This window comes from Microcoleus sp. M2_D5 (assembly GCF_036701935.1).
Lineage (GTDB): Bacteria > Cyanobacteriota > Cyanobacteriia > Cyanobacteriales > Microcoleaceae > Microcoleus.
On the sequence record NZ_JAUBRP010000051.1, the window covers coordinates 13,009 to 35,971 of the forward strand.

20 protein-coding genes are annotated in these 22,963 nt (G+C 43.7%); 5 read left to right on the top strand and 15 right to left on the bottom strand.

Features of this window, described 5'->3' with window-relative positions; translation table 11 throughout:
• The first annotated feature begins 20 nt into the window (after positions 1-20).
• From QUA50_RS20100 to QUA50_RS20110, 3 genes are all read left to right on the top strand, one after another.
• A complete protein-coding gene (locus tag QUA50_RS20100) occupies positions 21-233 on the top strand; it encodes a hypothetical protein (RefSeq protein ID WP_333266237.1) in 213 nt (70 codons plus the stop codon).
• On the top strand, positions 234-413 hold the full coding sequence (locus QUA50_RS20105; RefSeq protein ID WP_333266235.1) for a hypothetical protein: 180 nt from the start codon (positions 234-236) through the stop codon (positions 411-413).
• 1,053 nt (positions 414-1,466) lie between these two features.
• On the top strand, positions 1,467-1,658 hold the full coding sequence (locus QUA50_RS20110) for a hypothetical protein (RefSeq protein ID WP_333103585.1): 192 nt from the start codon (positions 1,467-1,469) through the stop codon (positions 1,656-1,658).
• A gap of 518 nt (positions 1,659-2,176) precedes the next feature.
• Here the strand turns inward: QUA50_RS20110 and QUA50_RS20115 are convergent.
• From QUA50_RS20115 to QUA50_RS20125, 3 genes are all read right to left on the bottom strand, one after another.
• Positions 2,177-4,129, bottom strand: coding sequence for an AAA family ATPase (locus tag QUA50_RS20115; protein WP_333083908.1), 1,953 nt, complete (start codon positions 4,127-4,129; stop codon positions 2,177-2,179).
• A gap of 66 nt (positions 4,130-4,195) precedes the next feature.
• Complete coding sequence (locus QUA50_RS20120; protein ID WP_333266232.1) at positions 4,196-4,699, bottom strand: hypothetical protein; 504 nt, start codon at positions 4,697-4,699, stop codon at positions 4,196-4,198.
• Between the two features lie 155 nt (positions 4,700-4,854).
• Positions 4,855-5,217 (bottom strand): DOPA 4,5-dioxygenase family protein, encoded by a 363-nt coding sequence (locus QUA50_RS20125; RefSeq protein WP_333266230.1) that lies wholly within the window; start codon positions 5,215-5,217, stop codon positions 4,855-4,857.
• Positions 5,218-5,349: 132 nt separating this feature from the next.
• Here QUA50_RS20125 and QUA50_RS20130 point away from each other — a divergent pair, with 132 nt between their 5' ends.
• The gene (locus tag QUA50_RS20130) at positions 5,350-6,621 is read left to right on the top strand and encodes an alpha-L-fucosidase (RefSeq protein WP_333266228.1); all 1,272 of its coding nucleotides are present in this window, start codon (positions 5,350-5,352) and stop codon (positions 6,619-6,621) included.
• A 41-nt stretch (positions 6,622-6,662) separates the two neighbouring features.
• On the opposite strand, the gene QUA50_RS20135 is transcribed toward QUA50_RS20130, so the two are convergent.
• The 12 genes from QUA50_RS20135 to QUA50_RS20185 form a co-directional block, all read right to left on the bottom strand.
• On the bottom strand, positions 6,663-7,571 hold the full coding sequence (locus QUA50_RS20135) for a GIY-YIG nuclease family protein (protein ID WP_333266226.1): 909 nt from the start codon (positions 7,569-7,571) through the stop codon (positions 6,663-6,665).
• Between the two features lie 220 nt (positions 7,572-7,791).
• Positions 7,792-8,412 (bottom strand): hypothetical protein, encoded by a 621-nt coding sequence (locus QUA50_RS20140; RefSeq protein ID WP_333266225.1) that lies wholly within the window; start codon positions 8,410-8,412, stop codon positions 7,792-7,794.
• A 575-nt stretch (positions 8,413-8,987) separates the two neighbouring features.
• The gene (locus QUA50_RS20145; protein WP_190663966.1) at positions 8,988-9,221 is read right to left on the bottom strand and encodes a DUF3892 domain-containing protein; all 234 of its coding nucleotides are present in this window, start codon (positions 9,219-9,221) and stop codon (positions 8,988-8,990) included.
• A 321-nt stretch (positions 9,222-9,542) separates the two neighbouring features.
• On the bottom strand, positions 9,543-10,244 hold the full coding sequence (locus QUA50_RS20150) for a site-specific integrase (RefSeq protein ID WP_333266222.1): 702 nt from the start codon (positions 10,242-10,244) through the stop codon (positions 9,543-9,545).
• A gap of 186 nt (positions 10,245-10,430) precedes the next feature.
• A complete protein-coding gene (locus QUA50_RS29290) occupies positions 10,431-10,802 on the bottom strand; it encodes a tetratricopeptide repeat protein (protein ID WP_445243180.1) in 372 nt (123 codons plus the stop codon).
• Entirely contained in the window at positions 10,778-11,185 is a 408-nt protein-coding gene (locus QUA50_RS20155) for a hypothetical protein (protein WP_333266220.1), read from the bottom strand. Before QUA50_RS20155 ends, QUA50_RS29290 begins: the two co-directional genes overlap by 25 nt.
• A gap of 138 nt (positions 11,186-11,323) precedes the next feature.
• Complete coding sequence (locus tag QUA50_RS20160) at positions 11,324-12,508, bottom strand: tetratricopeptide repeat protein (protein WP_333266218.1); 1,185 nt, start codon at positions 12,506-12,508, stop codon at positions 11,324-11,326.
• A 10-nt stretch (positions 12,509-12,518) separates the two neighbouring features.
• The gene (locus QUA50_RS20165) at positions 12,519-14,066 is read right to left on the bottom strand and encodes a tetratricopeptide repeat protein (RefSeq protein ID WP_333266216.1); all 1,548 of its coding nucleotides are present in this window, start codon (positions 14,064-14,066) and stop codon (positions 12,519-12,521) included.
• A gap of 134 nt (positions 14,067-14,200) precedes the next feature.
• Positions 14,201-16,045, bottom strand: coding sequence for a tetratricopeptide repeat protein (locus QUA50_RS20170; protein WP_333266214.1), 1,845 nt, complete (start codon positions 16,043-16,045; stop codon positions 14,201-14,203).
• Between the two features lie 33 nt (positions 16,046-16,078).
• Positions 16,079-17,971, bottom strand: coding sequence for a tetratricopeptide repeat protein (locus tag QUA50_RS20175; protein WP_333266213.1), 1,893 nt, complete (start codon positions 17,969-17,971; stop codon positions 16,079-16,081).
• Between the two features lie 33 nt (positions 17,972-18,004).
• The gene (locus tag QUA50_RS20180; protein WP_333298820.1) at positions 18,005-19,705 is read right to left on the bottom strand and encodes a tetratricopeptide repeat protein; all 1,701 of its coding nucleotides are present in this window, start codon (positions 19,703-19,705) and stop codon (positions 18,005-18,007) included.
• Entirely contained in the window at positions 19,689-22,250 is a 2,562-nt protein-coding gene (locus QUA50_RS20185; protein ID WP_333266209.1) for a phosphorylase family protein, read from the bottom strand. The genes QUA50_RS20180 and QUA50_RS20185 overlap by 17 nt, the downstream gene beginning before the upstream one ends.
• Before the next feature lie 149 nt (positions 22,251-22,399).
• On the opposite strand from QUA50_RS20185, the gene QUA50_RS20190 reads away from it, so the two are divergent.
• Entirely contained in the window at positions 22,400-22,951 is a 552-nt protein-coding gene (locus QUA50_RS20190; RefSeq protein WP_333266207.1) for a hypothetical protein, read from the top strand.
• The last annotated feature ends 12 nt before the right edge of the window (positions 22,952-22,963 follow it).

The following is a 22,963-nucleotide window of genomic DNA, read 5'->3' on the forward strand; positions in this document are numbered from 1 at the left end:
GCCGTCAGGCTAAAAACCGATTGCAACTGTCTAAGCTGGAGCGAACCAAGCGCTTGCGAGATGAAGCTGCTTTGGGTAGACCTTTTAGAAAGTCTCCCCTGCTAGACTTCGTTGATGACTTGGTACATAGACCCCCAAATCAAGAACAGATGCGCCAGCTCAAAGAACTACTTCTAGAAGAACAGAAAGCGATCGCTAAACTCATTGCTTTAGTTGACGAGCACCTAGAGTAGTTGTCTGCCGTTCGCGAAACAGCCCAGCCACATCCGCTGCTGGGCAAGTTTTGTTTTTTGTGGATGGTAGGCGAGATCGTTGGGAAATTCTTGATTTCGCTCCGCAAACGCGCTGCGTGGATTAGCTGCAAATTGGATGATTTTTCGGTTATCGTGCCGGAATTAAGCGAGTGGAAATGAGAGCTTCGGAAACAGCTATCCCAAACAGAAACTCCCGTAAATAGTGAAACATCCCAAGCAACTGAGTTGGCTCCGAACCAGGAATCAGAAGACTCTCAAGAATTGTGGGAATTAGCCAAGAAGCGGCTCAAGCGAATCCTGGCAAACCGATGAAGTTACTGCACGGGAAGATACTTAAACAAAAATACGAAATTTCCTCTTCAACGGCGAACACGCTCGCGCTGGAAAACTGTAAAGCTACCTTTAAACTAAGTAAGCGGACACCAGCGGATTCGGATCGGATACATTGTTTCAAACCGATTCCAGAGAGCACTCTATAATATCCCAGTCAAGGCCATCATCGGGGAACAAGGATAATTGCCCCGGCGATACGTTAGATTGACCACGATTGTGATAGGACAGGTGACACGCGGTACACAGAGCGATTAAGTTTTCAGGGCGATTGTCCTCCGGTATCCGATTGCGATGGTGCACCGCTAAAGTTAAAGCACACCGTTCAGATTTGGTTAAGTCGCTTTGTTTGCCGGGTCGGAGGCATTGTTGATGGCACTTAGCGCAGCGCCAAAGAGCGCTTTCTTTCACCGAGAGCGCAATCTCTTGCCAATTGTCGGGATACCTCTTTGGTTTAGGCATAGCGGTAAAAGCTCATCTTTTCAAAATATGTCGATCGCTCTGTTAAGTAAATTCAATTCAAAATTATCAGCAGCTAATCAACTTCAACGCTGTCTTGATTCTCCCACAGGAATTCTGCTAGTAAGCGAAAATCTTCAACGGTCGGCTCATACTCGCAAGCTACGAACCATGCTTCGGTTAAAGTAGCCTATTGTTCGGGAGTCTCAGGTTTTTGGCGCACGGCTGGTGAGGAAATTGGTTCTGATGCGGGCTTCTGATGGGTTAATCCCCGATCTTACCAGTTGTAGTTCAAAATTAAAAAACGAAATTGGAGTTTGTATTCTGAAGCAGGGTTTGCACAACTATCCGCCGATTGCAACAGGTCCAGTCGAACTCTATTTTGAATATATTCCCGACCTAGAAAGCTGAGGGGAAATCATCATGATGAGCTGGGAATTGGGAAAGTCTGGCGCGCAATATGTTAAAGATACGTCCATTCGTTATCCCTTTCCTCCTCCCAATCAAAATATGCCTTGCCGACGAAATGTCTGCATCAGGGCTTCTATGCGGAGTCGGGCCCAGAAGGAACGTATTTTGCGATCGGAACATCCCATCAAACGGATTGCCCGTTAAATGGTTTGTAGAAACGAGTATCTTGAAATGCTCGGTAAATTTAGTTTCACGAACAACTCAGGAGCGCTCGCCTCACACCGAATCATCGATCCACCCGCAAGCCGAACAATCCCAATGCACCGGGGGCGTTTCATATTGGGGATAAGTCATTTCACACCGGGGACATCGATCAGTAAATAGTGGATGGGTATCCAGCAGCTCTAACTGTTGCAAGGCGTGTCCACCGCTGCCGGGCGTTGCAGGATAAGTTCGCCGTCATAGTAGCTTGCACCCTCGGGTTCCCAGAGTTCCTCCGGTTCAGCGTTAGGGTTTTCTTAAAAGTCGGGGCAAGTGTCGGTGTCTGAGCCTGTGGCGTGGACGGCACAAACTAAGTAAGGATTGATTGCGCGCGTAGAGAAGACAGCGATGGCTCCGCCCCGGATGGAGCCTACGCATTCGGGAAGTTTGGGCATGGCGGGTGGATTGGGGTTTGGTTTAGTTTCTCCCAGAATTGGATATTGGAAGCGATCGCACTCGCGTCAAGACACCGCTGCTTTACCCGCATCAAGGATACCTCGCAAAAACTGGACTAATTCAGCAAATTGCTCTGGGTTATTTTCAAGCAACCATTCTGTAAGCATTACTGAGTGCGTAGTTTTCCTAAACTCGACCCGCGCTTCGGATAACTCGGAAAATAGCACATCGAGCAGTTTAGCTGCGTTAATATTTGCGTCAACGTATTGGGGATTTGATAAATCCTGCTGAGTAGTATCTTTCGATAAAAAATCCTTCTTTTCCTTTAACTTAACCTTATTGGTTTCCAGCCCTTCTCGGACTGCTTCGCTGGTAAGAGGTTGTTCTCGCCCCGCATCTTCTCGATTGAGAACGGCTGCTATAGCATCGGGATAGAGCAGGTAATTTTCATACATACACCTTTCCAGAAAATGAATTGGCTCTGGACTCCTTTTCCGCAAATCCGTGAGATCCTGTTTAGTTCTATTTTCCCGGTCAAACACAAATCCAACAGCAGGAGGGTACAAATTATTCCCACCGCTGAGCCGTTGGTATAAGTCAAACATAACATCAGCAAAGTGAGCCTTCTTTCCCGATAAATCCCCCGTGTTTTTGATGCTGACAATTTTAGTTACTGTCAAAAGTTTTGGAGCTAGCTTTTCCAATATGAGCGGGAAGCACAGTTCCTCGGTCGGCCCTTCCACCCAGAGAATGCTATCAGCACCGAAAACATCAGACAAACTCACTCCCAGTTCGGCTAATAGAGAGCGCTGTTCCTTAATATCTTTTGCATTCATCGCTGATGCTTGGGTTTGGCCATCCTCATATCGAAGTTTCACAATAGTTGAAGGATTGGCAGCGGAAATAATCTCGGCCGAATGAGTGGCAATAAAATATTGGTGCTGCGGAAACTCTTTGAGGATTTGTATCAGCTTCTTGGCCGCCCCTGGATGCAAATAAGATTGGGGTTCGTCAATAATAATCGGTCTGTGTTCTGGGGAAGCCAGTACCGCGTAAAGAATCGCCAGCACTTGACCGGTACCAGTTCCACAGTCTGACAAGCTAAATGCCAAGTCTTCTCTGCCGCTTTCGAGAGATTTTGTAGGCCAAAGTAATATTTTAAGGTCGGGAGGCTGACGAGTTTGCTTCGATAAAATTTTAGTTGAAACCCATTCAAACTGTGGAAACATGGTAGAGACGTGCTGATTGAAACTTTCGTACAACTTTTTTTTACTGGGCGATTCCAATAAATGAATAACTTCAGCCAGGTTTGAAGCGCTTGAATTGAGATTTTCATCATTTCCAATAGAGCATTGTCCAACGAACCGCTGGGCTTGAAGTTGGGAAACGCGGTTTGCGAATTCGTCAAAAAGCGTTACGAAAAAATTTTCCTCTATATGCCTGTCTGCTTCATCAGTTTCTTGGCAGAATGTAAAGCGATCGTTCGCATCTTTTTTTATAAGATTTTTTTGGCTCCCTCTATTAAACCCCATCCTCATTGGGTCTGGCCGGTAGTACGTTAACTCAACAGCCGGATCTAAATCTTTGATTGAAATGCCATCCCGGTTTACTGAATGAACCGTTGATTTTGAAACAGTTAACTCTACATCGCTGGGATTGTCCATCCACTTTTGGAATAAAGCAAGCACTTCGGATGCGGGCAAGTACGAATTGCGAGCCGAAGACAATCCTACATAGTAGTTGGGTGATAAATTATCGAACAGGCTGTGAATTTCTGCTTTTGTGAAGATTAAAGTTACTTTGGCGACAGATTCTCGGATTGGCGTTGAATTGGGTTGCGGAAGCGTTTCGATACTGCGGTGCGGGCTTGTCTCAAAGCTCAGGCTCAGAGCTTCCAGCAGCGCTGTTTTTCCTGAATTGTTGGCTCCCACAATAATATTGATGCCGGGTTGGAATTCTAACACCCCAGACTCCCGGAATGACTTGTAATTAAGTAACTGAAGACGAGAGATGTACATAGCTGTGTTTCGGGGCAAACTTTAATCAATAAACTAGCGTAGTTGTAGGAGCGATCGCACTTCTGGTCAGTTAATCCCATCTGGCAAGTACAAATCATCACCTGGCAATCTCCTGCCCGTAACCTCTTGCCGGTTCTCCAACATAACCGAATCAACGAATTCACCAAACCGCAGATTGTACTCTGGTTCAGTACGCTTGATGCTGAATGCTGTGTCAGCCCGCCGTTCGATGGATTCTGCCATGCTGGCTTGCACTAAAGCTTGAGCTTTTACGTTGCCTTTACCTACTTCATGCAACCAATATGCTGTAGCTAATGCAATGGGAATAGGCTTGATTAATTGAGCGTTGCCTTCAACTGGAATGCTTTGAGCTTGCGTAAAATTATATCCGCCAAAAGGCAGAGCCAAGGGCGATTTCCCAGTGAGAAACCGGCTCAAGGCGCTGCCCTTTTTGTCCACCGCACCCATAACCCCAATTGCATCGACTTTGTAGCCACCGTCGGGTAGCTGGTAAACGTGAAGCGGAATTGCACCTAAAAGGATGGTGGCAGAAATAGCTTTAACTGTCATTTGTTAGTTCAAATAAATTATAATGACCAGAGATTAGCCTATTTTTCACTAATTAATCAACGATATCTCTGAGCAAATAATTTAGTTTGCGGACTACCGAACCTAGCAAGTAGTGTTTGCTCTACATAGAGCAATCCACCGCTGAGAATGATGACTTAGAACTTCGCGTTGGCTGTCCTAGGTCGCAGGACTTCGACATTCAGCTCTAGTTTTTCTCCCAGCCACAAAGAATGTGTTGTATGGTCTGCCAGATCGTCGCCTGTTTCGGGATGGACGAGAATATTTAGTTCCTCGCGGTGGAGCATCAACCAGGGAACTACCATGCCAAACTGCGGGGGTAAAAATGCAACTTGATACATCGCTTGGGGGTGGGGGCCGATGGGGCAATCGTGCCAGCGCCCTAGCTGCACCTCAAACTGAGCCAATCCTTCGCGTACACGCGCAGCAGCATCACGACTATCACTGTCAAAGTAAATATGTGCGTGAAAACCAACAATTTCGATGGTGTCTGCTTTCATGATTTTCAGTGGGGTATTATGGGGAGGTTCATTGCAGCCAAATCCAACAAAGAAGTATACCCTAGCTTATTAATTTTACTTGCGAGTAAACATTACTCTTTCACAATACCGCCTATATTTTAGGGTGAACCAATGACTCAAGAAAACAACTGGTTTGAGACAGCACGATTGGGAATGTTTGTTCATTGGAGTCATAGCAGCCAGTGCGGGTACGAAGTATCTTGGCCCTTGGTTGGAGGCGTCTTTAGCTTGCCGTACTGCCAAGATGTCCCGGTAGCAGACTATCACCGCACCGCCCAAACTTTCAATCCGACTGAATACGACCCTCAAACTTGGGCGCATTTAGCGAAACGCTTGGGGATGCAGTACGTGATTTTGACGGCTAAACATCATGATGGGTTTTCCTTATTTCATACCCAGCAATCCGAATTTTCTATCGAGTATGCGCCGTACAAAAAAGATATTGTTCGAGAATTTGTGGAGGCGATGCGGGCGGAGGGTTTGCGAATTGGGTTGTATTTTTCCTTGATTGACTGGCATTACCCTGACTATCCGGCTTTTACAGAAGCCGATAAACCGTATCAGTTTGGGAAATTCCGACAGCCGACGAATTCTCAGTGGGAGCGCTACCTTGAATTTATGTTCGCTCAAGTCAAAGAATTGTTGAGCAACTACGGAAAGATTGACCTGCTTTGGTTTGATGGCGGTTGGGAGCGAAAACCAGAACAATGGCAAGCTAGACAGCTACATGAAATGATTCGCTCGCTGCAACCCCATTTGCTAATCAACGATCGCCTCAGAGGATTTGGAGACTTCGATACCTGCGAGCAATTCATTCCCCCCCAACCGCCTCAACGTACTTGGGAAGCTTGCCTAACTCTGAATGAAAGCTGGGGTTACAACCCGAAGGACACCCAATTCAAGTCAGCTCGCCAACTTATTCATACCCTCTGTGAAGTTGCAGGTAAAGGTGGCAATTTGCTGTTGAATGTCAGTCCTATGGGTAATGGGCAGATTCAATCTGAACAATTGGATTTGTTGCAATCCGTAGAAGCATGGATGGCTGTTCATGCCCAGAGTATCGTAGGAACACAGCCTGGACTGGAACCTTGGCAATTCTACGGCCCTTCTACTCGGCGGGGCAATCGCTTTTACTTATTCTTGCTGATGAAGCCCTACGACTCAGTAACAGTACGAGGTGTACCCATTAAACGGATTCAAGCCGTTTCTCAAGTCGCTGGAGGGGAATCATTACAATACTCCACTCGCTGTGCCATTGTCGATTCTATGTTAAGTGCCGATCCTCTTGGGGAGTTAACAATTCAAGTGCCTGAAGAAGCTCTCAATCCCTATGCTACGGTGATTGCAGTTGATATTGCTCCAGTCAACGATAACGATACTTAAAGGAAGATGTAACCAGTGTAGCGATCGCACTTTTTCACTTCCTACCCCAGTTGCAGATCGCATCCGACGAGGGCAGCCGACAACACTTTTGCTTCCATCCCGTACAGATCGTTCAGCACAACCTTGACATCAGGAAACGCAAAATACTCCGTCAGCTTGCCAATGCGGTAATTAAAGGGTTGATATCGGTGTTTGAAGTACAGTTCCACATTCCCCCGGTGTTCCCACAATCCTAGCAAATTGACAACCACATCCGAGTAATGCGCTCTGACATCCCGCTGCACTTCGGCGATGCGTTCCTCGATCGATCGAGTTGTCACCCCAATTTTATAGAAGCACTGGCCGTCCGCTTTGACCTCCAGAAAATAGAGCCAATTCACCAAAATCCGACGAAGTTGTGCTCGATAAATCAGCAAGTCAGCCCGCCGTTCTTCTAAGCAGGATAAACCCGCAGATAAAGCAATCTCTACAGAGCCTTCTAAATTCATTAACTCTGACAGCAGCAGGGGTTCTTGGACTTTGTTGAACAGCGCCAGGGGAAGCGCACCCACTGGGATTTTACCGAGGTTAGTGAATTGATAAGAGCGAGATCCCTCTGATTCCAACAATCCTTTCAACTGCCACCGAAAGTTTACCAAGTCTTGGGGAATGGCGTAATTTTGTGCGCCGTACTCTTTCCACAGCACCTTCAACTGTTCTAATTCATCACCCTTAAGTTGTATGTTGAAGCTGTCGTAGAGGGGCAGCGATGGGAAAGCTTTGGTTTTAATCCGCTGCGAGACTGGTTTACAAGTTTCCTCAGTGTGGGCGAAGTGGTGTTCTTTCACGTTCCCCTTTTTCGCTGTGAGGGAGCCTCCGCAGTAGAGGCAAGCAAGGTTAGTTTTTCCGCGCACAACTTCATCAATGCTCGTCAGTTCGCCGCTGAGAGCAACACCAAATTTAAGCCACATCGCCTTTCAATTCTCCTTTCAGCAGGTTTTGTAGGTGCACCCGCTCCACATGACCGACAATTTTAACAAATCCAGGGGTGAGGGCTTCTGCCTTGGGAAAGAAAGCGATCGCAGGTCACTCTCAAGCTGGTTCCGCATTTGGGCCCCAGCAGTTATCGGGGCCCAGGTGAACTTTCTACAATGTGCCTTGGGCTGCCGTCTGTTCGATACAACGAGGTTTTTATGTTGCTGAGCTGCTGTCATTTGGCTTACCCGTATTACCAGACCCACTACCTCCAGAAGATGCTGAAGGATTTGATGCGTTTGGGGTTGGGCTGGGGCTTGTCTCGACAGCTTTTGAGGGTTGAGGACGTAACTTATGAACGCCATTCCAACTATCATTATTTGTTTTTACAGACTCGCGATGAGTATTACCGATATTGTCTTGATTCATGTTTGTTCCTTTTTCAATTAAGCTAATTGTCGCCGAATACATACCAATTATAACCACCATTATCATGCCCATGACAAAACTGATTGTGGCGACTCGATCTAAAAAAACTAAGTGTCTACTTTCAGTTTCAGAACCGTTCAGCATTTCTTCGATGTGGTTAGCATTCTTACCGAGAATCCAAATGACTGAAATCACAGTGAACAAAAAGGCAATAAGCGCAGCGCCAAAAATTAAGACCTGTGAAAAGTTTGAAACACCAACTGTTCTTAACAATGTAACTAATAATCCGATGGCGCTAGTTGATAAAGTTAATAATTGCTTATCACGTTCAAGTTTAGTGTTAAGCCATGCGCTTATCATGGCACTGTAAAATGCCCTGTCTTTGGCTTCATAATCTTCTTTGTTCAAAATTTTAATAGTTTCGAGGTTAACAAACTTGACAATCAGACAGCTTTTACTGACGGGGTGACAACCCCGTCAGCAGCTTTTACTTAGATTTTATGAAGTGGCGCTGGAGAGATTCGGACAAAGATTCAACATTCGCCGCCCATGAAGAGGGTATCTCTTTACGAGAGATGGCATAGCCATCAGGTGCGTCCCTCCATGCAGCTATAAGAACTGGGAGGAGTTGTGCGATTTCGTATGCCGTAATATCATCCTTTGGTTGAAAGGTGTATGTCTGTTCAGACCGGAACGACTCTGTTGTGCGAGTGAAACTCATAGCCAATTTCCATAGATAATTCAAAGAACTTTTTAAATGTAGCGGTCGGTAAAAAAAATCGATTAGAACATACCGCTCGACGAGAGTACGGTTATCCGACTCGGGCAAGTGTCCAGCAAACAAAGTACGCACGGTGGGTGACTATCTCATTCTTGTGGTTTTTCGTTCTATTACTTGTCACGAACCCAAAATAATAAGGCGGTCATTAATTGACCGTCTCTCATAAATATAAGCGAGTATTTCCTCGCAAAAGGCAGATAAATTAATTTTCTGCCATTGTGTCTAAGTTATTACCCTTATCACCATCCGGGTTCGTGCGAAGAAATTCTTTACCATCCTGACGGTGGACAACGTGTACCCCCTCGATTTTGCCTCCTTCAGTCATCTCGATAGCTTTTTCTACAGGGGTAAACTTTTGGTTGCCATCTAACAGAACATGACTGATGTTGCCATTTTCGTCTTCTCTTGCATTAACAATTCGTCTATTACCAGCCATTTTTTCTCCTTTGGTGAACTTTATCAACCCTAACGAATATCAGAAAACATAAATTAGAAAACACCGTCTCACTAGAGTACGGTTATCCTACCTGGGTAATTATTTAGTCATTCGCTAAGCGGAGTTAAATATTATCCCTAAGAGATAGTTGAGTTAATAGGGCAGCAGCTCGCACGATTAAGAATTGTAACAAATCTAGAGATGAGAACTTCTGGCTTGAGGGGGGAAAGCAACCGTCATTCGATTTGGGATGCGTGACTTTAATCCTTGCATCCAAAATCTAAAATCTAAAATCTAAAATCTAAAATCTAAAATTGCTCGTCACCAATCGGGAATTTCTTCAGCCGAGGAGTCTGCTTGGGCTTGTGACAGTTGGTGAGTGGGCAACGGATTTTCTGGGGTTGGGGGAGCTAAATCAGGATATATAGTTTTCCTGACGTAGGAAAGGGTAGAGAGTGCGGAGACGGCTCCTCTTACTTGGTCGGGCCGCACTTCTAAGTATTTCTGCAACTGTTCTAAATTGCGGTGGCCGCTGATTTCTTGAATAATCCGCAGCGGGATACCCGCGTTGCTCATCTGAGTCAGGGCCGACCTTCTGAGGCTGTGGGTGGAAGCGCCGATAATGCCGACTTTTTCGCAGGCTTCTTGGAATAGGTGAGAGGCGGCTTCCGGGTTCGCGTGTTTCCAGCGGTGGTTGAGGTGGCGGCTGGGGAACAGGTAGGGGTGTTCGGGATGTTTGTAGGTTTCTAACAGCAGCCTCAACTCTTGAATGATCGGGATAGTGCGGGTGCCGAGCTTGCCTTTGGTGTTGCCCTTGCGGATGATCATTTCGGAGCGGATGACATTCGCTGGGGTGAAAACATCGATGACTTTCAAGCTGCACGCTTCGGCAATGCGGCAGGCGGTGTAGAGACAAACTCCGAAGAGGGCGCGATCGCGATCAGTTTGCAAACCTTCGTTGAACAAAAGTTCGATTTCCTGTTGCGTGAATATCTTGGCCTGCCCATGTCCCTCTATTTTCATGCTTGGTGTATACTCGACCCGACACCAGAAAGTTTGCCGCACTTACTGCATTGCTGCATTGGTTTGGGGTATTTCTTAATGCTATGGGTGAGCGGGGTCAAGGGGAAGAAGGGGCGATAGCCCAACGAGAGCAAGAGCGATCGGTCAATACTACAATTGCCAACCAATATCCCTACCGATCTATCCTCAAACAAGGGTGGGTCGCTCGCGCTCGTATGAACGACTGTACTCCAATTGTATTTTTAAGTCCCTACAGTCTTTTTGTAAGGGTATATCTAACTCTGTGGCAATAGATAAGACGCGCTCGCAATCTGAAACAGTCAAATCTAAGTTTCTCATTTGATAATGAAGGTCTGCTAGGTTGTAAAGAACGATCGCCTCCTTCACAAAATCGCCAATTTCTCTAAAATTTTCCAGTGCCTTTTGCAAGCATTCCCAAGCTTCTGTATATCGTTCGAGTTCGCTTTGAGTATTTCCTAAATTACATAATGCTGCTGCTTCTCCTTCGCAATCGCCAATCTGTCGTGCTATATCTAAATGATGTTGATGGTATTCAATTGCTTAAGGTTGCTACACAGTTCAATCTTTTCGCGGTAGTACCCCCACAGAGTTAACTGTAGGTGTAGCTCTCGCTCGAGTGGTGGATTGAGACGAGTAGAAAAGACGGCGATAGCTTCTTTCCATGCTGCGACGGCAAAAAGATGGTGGCAAGTTTCTAGGTATCCCCGCACCTTGTCTAGATTGGAAGCATCTTGCGGGGGTTTGTATTTTGTCAACCAATTAATTATGGCTCGATATTGGGCGCGTAGCTGAGGTGAAATTTTGCGAAGCTTCAGAGAATTTGCAGCCAATCCTATTTGCGATAAAACTAACTCCCCAGAAGGTAAAATATCTGGGGTTTCTATGTTTTGCTGTTGTGTTTCTAGTGCTTTGTTAGCCATTTATACCTTGGTAGGCGCGATCTGCTCAAGTCTCAAAAAGTAATTCTCTTAACCCTGCTACTGCCTTCACCGCCCTCTTCTTGCTCAATGACTTGTAATTGATCCTAAAACAGAAAATAGCGGGCAAAAGAGACAATCTCAGGCTTGTGGGAATTTTTCTCGATTCCGTGAGCCTAACTGCTGAAATGAGTCAAGCGGTATACCTAGTTCATTGGCAATGGAAAAAGCCTGTTGACAATGCTTGCGAACCAAATCTTTATTACCTGATTTTTGATAAAAGGCTGTTAAATTTAAAAGAACATTAACTTCAGTCAAACGATTGCCAATTTCTCTACAGATTTCCAGAGATTCCTGAAAATATTTCATGGATTCTGAATCCTGTTGACAAATTGCTAGTGTAGTTGCTAAGTTAAATAATGCCTCCCCCTCTCCTGCACGATCTTCGATGGTTCGCATAATGGTTAAATGTTGCTGCTGGTATGCAATAGCTTTCTCGTAATTTTCTAAACCACCATAAGCTTGCGCGAGACTTCCCAAAACCCTTCCCTCTAGCGAAGGGTTGTAGCTTTGACGTAAAATCCTCAGACTCTCCTGCTGGTACTTAATTGCTTTGGAGTATTTTCGCTGTTGACAAAACACCAGCCCTAAGTTGTTCAAAGCGATAGCTTGCCCTTGATAATTATGATTTTTCCATACAATAACTAAACCTTGCCAATGGTAATTAATTGATTTGGAGTGATCTTGTAAATATAAGTAAACAAGTCCGAGGCTATTTTGAATTGCACTTTCATGCTGACAATCGGGAAGTGTACGTGCAAGCTCTAATGCCTGTTGATAATATTCAATGGCTTTTTCCAGGTATCCCTGAGCATAATATACCTTGCCCATACCATATAAGAAAATAGTCTGATAATAGGGATTTATATTAGCTAAGGACTCTAAAAATCTATTGTATAATTTTGATAAATTTCTATAATATCCCCAAGTAAATAGTTGATTATGTAACTGTTCATTTTCTGGCTCAATAATATTAATGACTAAAATCTTTAAAGCTTGATTCCAAGCTTCGACTTCAGATAGATGATGGAATGCCTCCAAATAACCTCGTACTCGATCTAGATTTGAAGCATCTGTCGCGGGCTTATACTTTGTGAGCCAGTTAATAACGGCTCTGTACTGGGTACGTTTAGTCAGTGGTTTGATAGACTTAACAGTGGCTGGCTCGATACCAAGATAGGACAGGATTGAATCACCAGGGGGAGTGATGTTAACTTCATTGGTGATTTTTAATTCTTTAGCTTCTGGTTCAGTAAGGTAGCTCATTGTTTTTCAATTAATTATCAAAAAGTAATTTTCTTAACCCTGCTACTGCGTGTTCACCGTCTTCTTCTTGTTCAATGACGTGTAATTGCTCCTCTATTAGCTCGGCATATTCGTCTATGCCAATTTCCAGCGCTATTTTACTTAGAGTAATCATGGCTGTTTCTACTTCAGGGGATTGTATGCAGGCAAATATATACAAACTTCGCATTCCTAATAATGCTGCTAGCTCGAACTGTTTGAGCAAGCGGTAGGCATCGCTTAAATTATGTATTGCTGATCCTGCTGCCCATTTATCGCCAATCCCAGCGGCAATTCCTAAGCTTTTTTTGTGATATTCAATGGCTGTCTCGTATTGTTCTAAATAAGTATAAGTATTGCCTAAATTACTGAGTGCATATGACTCACCTTGTTTATCGCCTATGTTACGGGCGAGCGCTAATCCTTGTTTGTAATATTTAATAGCTTTCTCGTATTGTTTTGTAGAATTACAAACTACCCCTAAATTACCTAACGCTGTTTTTTCTCCTTCCAAATATCCTATTTCACGGGAAAGTTCTAGCTGCTGTTGATATAAATCCCAGGCTAATGAGTTGTCCAGCAAAGCAAAACAGACATTACCCAAACTGCCTAGCGCAATGGCTTCATTTCTCCTATTCCCCAATTTCATAATAATTGATAAGCTACCCTGCATATTTTCGGCAGCCTTATGGTAGTCTTTTAAGAAGTAGTAGACAATACCCAAATTTCCAAGGGCATTAGCTATTCCTTTGCGATCGCCAATCTTGTGGGCGATTTCCCAATGTTGTCGATGATACTCAATAGCTTGCTCGTAATTTCCCTGTAGTCGGTAGATAACACCAAGGTTTCCTAGTAGTTTTCCTTGATTTTGTTCATGAGATATAGTATTAGAAATTGCTAAGGCTTCTTGGTAAAGCTCGATAGCTACTTGGTATTGACCTAACAAACCATAAATATTGCCGAGATTAGTCAGCGCCGTTTTTTGAGATTCGGGTTCGGGGGCAATCGCTAACTGTTGTTGATGGCACTCAATAGCTTTCTGATAGTTGCCTAAATCGCAATGTGCTAGCCCTAAACTATTTAAGCAGATATCATCAATTTGATGATTAACTTTTCCTAAAATTTCGCTGCACAAATCTATTTGTTCTCGGTAGTAGCCAAAATTACCGAGCTGACTGTGTAATGCTTCATCTAAATAAATATCTTCAGAATTATTGAGAGGAGCAGTCCAAGTTGTAACAGCTACTCCTATCTTAATTAAGTTGGCAGCTTTTTCCCAAGCACCAACTGCACAGAAATGGTAGAATGCTTCTAGATAACCACGTAATTGTTCTAATTTAGGTGAATCTGGCTGAGGTTTGTATTTGGTCAGCCAGTTTATGACCGCTCTGTATTGAGTACGTTTCCATTTCGGAGTAAGAAGTTTTAACGTAGCTTGTTCAATACCAAGTTCAGCTAAAAATGAATCGCCGGAATGTATGGTACTAACTTCTTGTCTAGCCAGTTTTTCTTCAATATTTAGCTCAGCTTTTTTATTCATAAATTCACCTAATTATTGGATGCGTTATTTTGCGACATAACATACTAAATTAAGAAATTGATTGAGATAATTAGCACTTTATTATATAAAGTAAGATAATATCAGATTCTTTTGGAAATGACCAACTGGGTTGGCTAGCTAGCATCAATCACGTCCGAATCTGTTTCAGCTAAGCAAGTTGCTATTTGTTCCGCAACAGAGTCGCCATCTAACTCTGCAATTTCAGCTAATGCTACTTCAATATCCTGAACATCCAATTCTGTAGTTTGGATCAGCCTCCAGACTATGTTCACAGCATCTCGAGCATCCGGCAGTTGAAGGCGATCAAAAATAGCAAGGCTCCGTAAAATATGCAGGAGTGCTTGTTGCCAGTCTTGAATGCGAGCATAACTCATCGCGAGGTTGTAGAGAGCATAGCCTACCGAGTCTTCGGCACCAATTTCTTGGGAATGGATAAAACTTTGGTGAAAATAATCAATACCTTTATCCACATCATCCAAAGCAGTGTAAGCAATTCCGAGACTGATGAGAGCTTCATTTTCGTTTTCAACATCTCCTGCTTTGCGGGCTAAATTGACACTGGCGTGGAAGTAGCCAATGGCTCGTGCAACCTGCTTTAGCCGAATGTAGCAGTTACCAATTGTGCCGAGGGCGGCAACCTGGTTACGCAAATCGCCGATTCGACGAGCGATTTTCAAACCCTGTTTCAAACGCTGAATCGCAGTTTTATAGTGCTTTTTGTGAAAAGCAATGCTGCCTAGTCCAAGAATTGCTGTGGCTTCTGAACCAGAGTCTCCGATTTCTCCTGCCAGCCCTAATGCTGTTTGATAGAATTGCTCAGATTGCTCAATTTCTTGTAGGGCAATATGTGCTTTTCCCAACGCTGCCAGTGCAATCGTTTCAGTGCTCAGATCTCCCAGACTTCGAGCGAGATTGAGAGCCTTGTGGTGAAATGAGATTGCTTGATGATGTTCGCCGATGCCGTAATAAACATTGCCAATGCTGCCTAAAATAGTTCCTTCATTCACTCGATCGCCCAATTTTTTCGCAATATCGAGTGCTTCCTGCTGTTGATGCAGAGATTCTTCAGGATTTCCCTGCATGAGCAAAGCATCTCCTAAACCGCTCAGCGCACGCATTTGTCCTCTTGGGTAAGAAAACTCGATCGCAAGTTCTAAAGCCTGCTGGTAATAGTCGATGGCTGTTTCATGGTTCCAGAGATATTTATTGACATCGCCTAGATTGTTGAAAGAGGTAATTTTGCCCTTAGTATCTCCAATGCGATCGACAATTGACCAATCCTGTTGATAATAATCAAGTGCCCGATCGTACTCACCGATTCCTAGATAAACATCACCTAAATTGCTGAGTACAAGACTCTGAATGTAGTCATCTTCCTGGCTGCGAGCAATTTCTAAGGCTCGCTCCAGAACTGAAGTGGCAGTCTGGTAATCCCCAAGGCTACTGTAGGTACTACCGAGATTGGAAAGGGTTATGCTTTCCTGTTTGATTTGACCGAATTTTTGTGATTCTTCCAGAGCCGTGCGATAGTAATCAATAGCTGTTTGAAATTCCCCAATCGTGTCGCAAGCGTTTCCTAAACCATTTAGTAGGGAGATATTTCTTGTGTGGTTTAGTTTACCTAGCAGCTTCTGATACAAATTGATTTGTTCAGAGTATGCGCCCCAGGTTCCTAGAGCATCGTCTAGATCTTCATCTGTTAAACCAGCAACACGAATCATCAATACTCGATCGGCTTTTTCCCAGTCTTCTAGTTGGAAAAAGTGATAGCAGGTTTCGAGATATCCCCGCACCATCTCCAAATTGGAGCCGGAGGACGGAGGCTGGTATTTGGTTAGCCAATTGACGATCGCTCTGTATTGGGTGCGTTTCCAATGGGGTTTGATAGATTTAAGATCAGTTCGATCGATGCCAAGTTCTGCTAAAATTGAATCAGTAGAGGGTATTAGTCGATCCATTTTTTAGCACCTAATGAAAAGTTCTCTGTCAAATTACTCATAGCTGGACTCCAATTGTTGTTTTAATTCCATACACTCTTTTTTGAGAGGGATGTCTAACTCTGTCGCAATTGATAAGGCGCGATCGCAATACATCAGCGCTTGCTCGGAATACGTCAACTTCTGATAAAGCTTTGCTAAGTTATATAGAGCAGTAGCCTCAGTAGAAATATCACGAATTTTATGCAAAATGTCTAGGGCTTGCTGCAAAGATTCTAACGCTTCTGAATACTTATCATATTCAATGAGAATAGCTCCCAAATTGCACAATGTCATTCCTTCTCCTTGACGATCGCCGATTTCCTTTGCGATTATTAAAGACTGCTGATAGTAATCTATTGCACCAGAAAAATGTTTTTGGGAATAATTAGCACTACCCAAATTAATCAATGCAGTTGCTTCTCCTTGTAGATCGCCGATTTCCCGTGCAATTGTCAAATGCTGCTGGTGGTATTTAATGGCTTGCTCGTAATTTCCTAATGAATCACAGATATTGCCAATATTACCCAAAGCACCGGCTTCTCCCTGTCGATCACCGATTTCACGCGAAATAGCTAAATGCTTATGCTGGTAATTAATGGCTTGCTCGTAATTTCCTTGAGCATCGCAGACATTACCCAAATTGCCTAGTGCATTCCCTTCTGCTTTTCGATCGCCGATTTCCCGCGAAATAGCCAAATGCTTCTGATAACAATCAGTGGCTTTAACATATTCTGCTAGAAAATAGTAGGTATTTCCCAAATTACCTAATGCAGTTCCTTGTCCCTGAAGATCCCCTATTATCTGTGCGATGGTTAAATATTTTTCATGGTACTTAATTGCACCACTGTAATCTCCCAGCAAATGGTAAACATTACCCAGATTTCCCAGCGCATTTCCCTCTCCCTGGCGATCGCCGACTTCCCGTGCGATTGTCAAATGTCGCTGGTGGTATTCAATTGCTAGATGGTAATTTCCTAATGAATTGTAAGTATTGCCTAAGTTTCCTAGCGCCATCGCTTCTCCTTGGCGATCGCCGATTTCTAGTGCAATAGCCAAATGCTGCTGGTGGCAATCAATTGCTAGATGGTAATTTCCAAGTTCGTAATAAGCAAAACCCAAACCGCTGAGTGCTATTCCTTCTCCCTGACGATTCCCGATTTCTCGTGCAATAGCCAAATGCTGCTGATGGTATTCAATAGCGCGGGAAAAGTTCCCTAGAGAATTGTAAGTATTGCCTAAATTCCCTAATACCCTTCCTTCTTCTTGGCGATCGCCTATTTCCTGTAAGATGGCTAAAGACTGTTTGTAGAACTCAATCGCATGGGTAACGTCACCTAAAGAATTGTAGGCAATAGCAAGATTCCCCAGTGCGATTGCTTCTTCCTGAGAATCACCTAGCGATCGCGCGAGTTCCAGATGCTGCTCATGGCACTCAATTCCTCGGTGGTAGTTTCCAGTAGAATTAGTAACAATGCCTAGCCCATTCCAACAAATAGCATCCCATCTAGAATCTAACTTGCCTAAGAGTCTATTGTACAGATCCGATACCTGGCTATAGTAACTCCAAAGGCGCAATTGCGCGTGCAATTCTTCATTAGTAGGTGTATTGAGGTCAATAGAAAGAAGATTCTTAGCTTGTCCCCAATTTTCTACTTCGCAGAGATGGTGAAATGCTTCGATCAAGCCTTTGACCTCCTCTATATTGGAAGCATCGAGATGCGGTTTATAGTTAGCAATCCAATTGACGATCGCTCTGTATTGGGTGCGCTTCCAACGGGGTTTGATAGATTTAATATCGGTTGGATTGATTCCAAGTTCTGCTAAAACTAAATTGCTGGAAGGTATAATACTAACTTCCTGTAAACTCAATTCGTCCTGATTAGATAATTCTGTTATGTGATTCATAAGCTAGAGTTAATTAGTATAAAATACAGAAAATCAAGGCTTTTTAATTGAATCAAGTACATAAGGTTGAGATAACACATAATGCACCAGGTTCGCAGCAGCGGCGGCAGCCAATGGTTGATGCTTTTTATGTTTTGTCCCGTCTCCCCAATCGCAGATAGATTTCACTAAAATCCACGGTGTCCTTGATTCTCTTGCTGCTGCACAAAGTCCAGAGCCTTCCATCTCTCCTCCTTTGGCTTGCGGAAACTGCTTAAAAAGCATAGCTTTAAATTCTGGATCGTCAACTAACTTTTCTCCTGAGAGAATAGGGCTAGGAATAATTTTAGATATCTTCCCGTTAGGAAGAACAAACTGCCATTCATAAGCATTTTCAAAGCGATTAAGTAATGTCCCATCACTTGGAGGAATACTACCGCGAGGTGTTATTTCTTTTCCCGGGCGCTGTCTTTCGTAGAAAATAATCTCTGAGGCAACTAAAACATCTCCTATTTTCTGCTCAGTCGGACATTTACCAAAGGCAATACCCACCATAATAACTGCCTTCGGATTCCACATATCCAGAGCTTGATTAGTTGCTAAGGTAGATGCACCATCATCTACTGATCCCATCCTGCATTTAGTAACAATCGTGTTGTAACAGCCTAACTTTCCACAATAGTATGTTCCTGATTTAGCGTATATTCGTAAAATCTGTTCTTGGTCAGGATAAGGATCAAGCAATTTCAAGACTGCTTGCAGTTCAACACTGGTCGCGGTAATTATTACAACATCACTACTATCTTTTATTTTTTGACATTCTTTTTCATCAATTACTCTGGTTTGTGGGAAAGATGGCGAGTACCAATTTTGCTCATCTAGACTATATTCTTCTTGAGCCAATTCATGCTTTCTATATTTGGTTAGCATTGCTTCGCATTCCTCGATCAAATAATGATTGAGATTTTTTCTAGCAGCTTCTAAGGCTAAATTGCATTTTTGTCTGGCTATATCTATGTGTTCTGCTATTTCATAGGTTATTGCTAATTCTTTGAGAGCTTTTGCTTTCAAAGCACTATCTCCTAGTGTATCAGAGATAGAGTAGGCTTTATATAAATTGTCTACAACTGACTGTAAATCGACTAGGCTTAAGTTTCCGATAGATTGAGAACGTTTGGCTTCTCTTTCGGCGAACGCTAAATTTACTAAAGTTTCCGCCTCTTCTAGTAAGAATTGATTTTCTTGATAAATAGCAATAGATTTTTTATAAAAATCTATTGCTGTCTTATACTTTTGGAGTTCACAATCAATCATACCAAGACAACGTAATCGTCTTGCTTGTATCTCTGGAATTTCAATTTTCTTAAAAATGTCAAAACATTTTGCCTGTAATTCAATAGCCTTGTCGTAATTTTCAAGAAAAAAATGTAGATATCCTAAACTACATATTGCATCTGCTTGCCACACGACATCGTTAATACTGACTGAAATATTTAATTGTTGTTGATAGTATTCGATTGCCATTTCATACTGATGATGACAAGTGAGTAGACTACCCAATCCGGCTAAGGCTATGACTTGTGCTTGTTGATTTGAGGTTTGGAAAGCCACTTCCAAAATTTGAAGATAGTGTTGAGCTGCCTCCTGATACTTGCCTTGAATTTTTGCATTATTTCCCAGTAAAATTAGTTGAGTTATCGTTAAAGCATCTTCTCCATAAATCTGTACCTTGCGAAAATCATTCAGCATAATCATCCAGTTGTTTTAAATGTTCAAGCGATACACTCCTAATTAAATTGTGCTGCCTTAACAAACATCGATCGCCTTCAACTACTCCTTCCACTAAATAGCGATCGCGCAACGCATCCAACGCTACCTGCTGTTCATCTTCATCCCGATCCCAATCCTCTAGATGCGAGAGCCAAAAATCCTCCGGTACTGGACAGCGATATACCGAAGCTTCGCACAACAATATATAGGCATAGCGAACATCTTTTGCCAACCGATTAAAAGTCTTTTCTAGTCGAAATCGCACATTCCTTCGTAAGTTGCGCGTGTATCGATGCAGGTTGAACTTATCATCGGCTGATGCTGTTATTCCCTTAGTTTTCGCTTCTTCGATCGCCTTCTCAACCTCTTCTACTTCCCGTCCATACTGATTCCAGTAAGCCAGAACATTACTATCAAAAGGCTGATTTATAATTTCTCCAGCAATCACCCGCAACGCTAAAGGATGCCCTTCATAAGCACGCCCAATTCGTTCTAAATAGGGTTTACCTGTTGACTCTGTACCAACATCTAATCCTGTTTTATCGAACAATCGCAACCGTTCTGGTTCTTCGAGACCGCTCAGAGGCTGGCAATACCAAAAATTTTGATACCTCGTTCCTATTGTTGGGATTTGAGCGGGTAAATCTTGCGAAGTTAGGATGATACAGCTTTCACAAGAATCTGCGGCTAGCAAACTTTCAAAAAATCGCACCCACCACTCATCTTTAAAATCACTCCATCCCTCTTCTTCATTCCCCTGTAAAATGTTCTCTAAAGAATCAAGTTGAACCAAATAGCGATTCTCTTTTAGATGTCTCACCAACCGATATAACAGGCGCTGAGTATCTTTGCGGTCTTCCGGTGTAATCAGTTCGCCCCACTTCTCCAGCCACCTCGCCGCTACGCTAGCAAAATCATTAGATTGCTGTTCGTCCTCAAAATTCTCTTCGTGAAACTTACTCCAATCTCCCTCAAACCAGTCTGATAACTCGACTGCCAATCTTTCCCCCAAAGCCGTTTTACCAATCCCTGTAATCCCCACAACTATTAATAATCGACAAGAGGAGCGAATTCGAGGACTCAAATCCTGAATCAGACTTTCCCGACCAACCCAAGTATCATCAAGTGCAAAGAAGTTGAGCGGACGAACATTAGAGGCGGGTGAACTATCAGTCACAGGTGTTTGTAAAGGATTTGGGAAAACTTGTTTGCGTTCGCGCGGGGCTAAAGTTTGTAATTTACCGATATCCGGTTTGCGAGTTCTAGGTTGATTAGTCAGACGACGGTAAAGCAGTTCATACCCATCTGTATTATTCAACCTATAGTTAGTCGCACCGCGTAGAGTTTTGGGAATAAAATTAGTGTCCTGGGGACTAAAAGTGACAGGGATGAACTTTGAGTTTTTACCTTGAGCATCGTAGAGTTCTTCAATAATTAACCCACTCTCCCAGGTTGCGCCCTTACCTTTTCCCACTTCTTCATGCCCTCGAAATCGCCGATGGTACTGTTCCGTACAGACAACCAGCACAAAATCTGCTGCTTCAACCTGGTTCAGCATCCAGCGCTGCCATCCTTCAGCCGGCGAATCTTCATATTGGTCAATATTGCAGTCAATACCATCCTCGCGAAAGCGATCGGCAAGTTCCAAAATCCGCTCCTTGTGTTCTTGGGAGTCATGACTGTAGCTGATAAAAACTTTTGGAGGTGTAGAGTCAGAACTCATGATTTGAGCAGATTTAGGTAAAAGGAGTGGCAGAGTAGATTGTTGGGAAGATGTCTTATCCGCCTTCTCAATCTGAAGCTTTGCCAAAATCTGAAAAGCAAACGCACTCGCATTCCGTGCAGCCATTTCCTGAGAGCCACCTGCATCGGCTTCACTCTTACCATCAATCAAGTCGGAAATCCCACGGATAACCAGTGCCGAAACTTGGTGATTGGCATGAGCCGCTTGTAGCAAGCCCCGCCCCTCCATCTCCACAGCTACCGCATCACCATAATTCAACTGGATAAACTTAAAAACATTAGACTTGCTTGAAGCAATCACTTTTTCCCCGGCGGCAATCGGTGCAACGAATACGCGGGGGGTAGACTTCGGTGCAGATGTCAGCCTTTGCTGCCAGTCCGATTTCTTCGATTCAGCCCTCGCTCGCTGTATTAAGCTGTATGTAGATAGCCCTAAATCGGGTCTGGGTTGAAATTTCTGTTTTGCCTTGCCAGACTCGTAACCATAGACCTTCGTCGCGGCTACCACATCACCGATCGCCACATCCTTGATGCCGCCAGCCACTCCCACAAACAGGATGACACTGGGATTGAAGTAGGCGATCGCCCTTTCCGCTTCCCCCGCCGCCCCAGCATTGCCTGCACCCACTTCGACAATGCCAACTTCCCACGACGTAGCGTTAGCAACAAATTTTCCGCGTTCGTAAATTGTGCCTTGGGGGTGCATCTCCTCCTGTAAATCGGTGAGATGGGTACGGACAGCCATATATTCAACCGGAAGAGCAGTCAATATTACTGCGCGAGGCATGGGTTAATCCTTGAAATAATCTGAATATCCACTATTTTGGCTATTTAATCAGGATTTGCCTAGAGAAAGAGAGAATTTCTTTAGCTTGCTGGTAAATATTTGTTAATCAGTCACAATAAATATAGGATTTGAGAAACTGGGAGTCAGCCATGAGTGATAAAGACCAAATTATTGAAATTTTCTTTAAGGAATACGACAAACTGAAATCTGAGCAGGCTCAAAGGATTGGTTTTCGGGATAACCTGCTTTATGTAACGCTGGGTCTGTTTGTAACAGTTGTGTCATTCGCTGTTTCTAACCCGTCCAACTATTACACTTTACTGGTGATTCCTTGGGTGTGCCTCATTCTGGGCTGGACTTATGTGGTCAATGATGAAAAGATTTCGGCGATCGGCAAATACATCCGCTACAAGCTGGTTGATAAAGTGAAGGAATACACGGGCTATACGGATTTGGAAACCCTCTTTGGTTGGGAGATTGCTCACCGTGACGACAAACATCGCAAGCGCCGTAAGATTCAGCAATTAATTGTGGATCAAATTACGTTTGTCTTTTCGGGAGCGATCGCTTTGGCAGCATTCTGGTTCCTGGTTCCCAACCCGCCTCTGGGTGTGACAATTATTTCCTGGGTGGAAATTATACTTCTAATCGTATTGGGAGTAGAAATATTTATTTATGCTGATTTGGCAAAAGGACGCTAGCGTTTAATGCTA

Bases quoted from the DNA above. Each gene is read 5' to 3' on its own strand.
- QUA50_RS20110 (WP_333103585.1), top strand. From the start codon at position 1,467: ATGATGAGCTGGGAATTGGGAAAGTCTGGCGCGCAATATGTTAAAGAT.
- QUA50_RS20115 (WP_333083908.1), bottom strand. From the start codon at position 4,129: ATGTACATCTCTCGTCTTCAGTTACTTAATTACAAGTCATTCCGGGAG.
- QUA50_RS20120 (WP_333266232.1), bottom strand. From the start codon at position 4,699: ATGACAGTTAAAGCTATTTCTGCCACCATCCTTTTAGGTGCAATTCCG.
- QUA50_RS20125 (WP_333266230.1), bottom strand. From the start codon at position 5,217: ATGAAAGCAGACACCATCGAAATTGTTGGTTTTCACGCACATATTTAC.
- QUA50_RS20130 (WP_333266228.1), top strand. From the start codon at position 5,350: ATGACTCAAGAAAACAACTGGTTTGAGACAGCACGATTGGGAATGTTT.
- QUA50_RS20135 (WP_333266226.1), bottom strand. From the start codon at position 7,571: ATGTGGCTTAAATTTGGTGTTGCTCTCAGCGGCGAACTGACGAGCATT.
- QUA50_RS20145 (WP_190663966.1), bottom strand. From the start codon at position 9,221: ATGGCTGGTAATAGACGAATTGTTAATGCAAGAGAAGACGAAAATGGC.
- QUA50_RS20150 (WP_333266222.1), bottom strand. From the start codon at position 10,244: ATGAAAATAGAGGGACATGGGCAGGCCAAGATATTCACGCAACAGGAA.
- QUA50_RS20155 (WP_333266220.1), bottom strand. From the start codon at position 11,185: ATGGCTAACAAAGCACTAGAAACACAACAGCAAAACATAGAAACCCCA.
- QUA50_RS20160 (WP_333266218.1), bottom strand. From the start codon at position 12,508: ATGAGCTACCTTACTGAACCAGAAGCTAAAGAATTAAAAATCACCAAT.
- QUA50_RS20165 (WP_333266216.1), bottom strand. From the start codon at position 14,066: ATGAATAAAAAAGCTGAGCTAAATATTGAAGAAAAACTGGCTAGACAA.
- QUA50_RS20170 (WP_333266214.1), bottom strand. From the start codon at position 16,045: ATGGATCGACTAATACCCTCTACTGATTCAATTTTAGCAGAACTTGGC.
- QUA50_RS20175 (WP_333266213.1), bottom strand. From the start codon at position 17,971: ATGAATCACATAACAGAATTATCTAATCAGGACGAATTGAGTTTACAG.
- QUA50_RS20180 (WP_333298820.1), bottom strand. From the start codon at position 19,705: ATGATTATGCTGAATGATTTTCGCAAGGTACAGATTTATGGAGAAGAT.
- QUA50_RS20185 (WP_333266209.1), bottom strand. From the start codon at position 22,250: ATGCCTCGCGCAGTAATATTGACTGCTCTTCCGGTTGAATATATGGCT.
- QUA50_RS20190 (WP_333266207.1), top strand. From the start codon at position 22,400: ATGAGTGATAAAGACCAAATTATTGAAATTTTCTTTAAGGAATACGAC.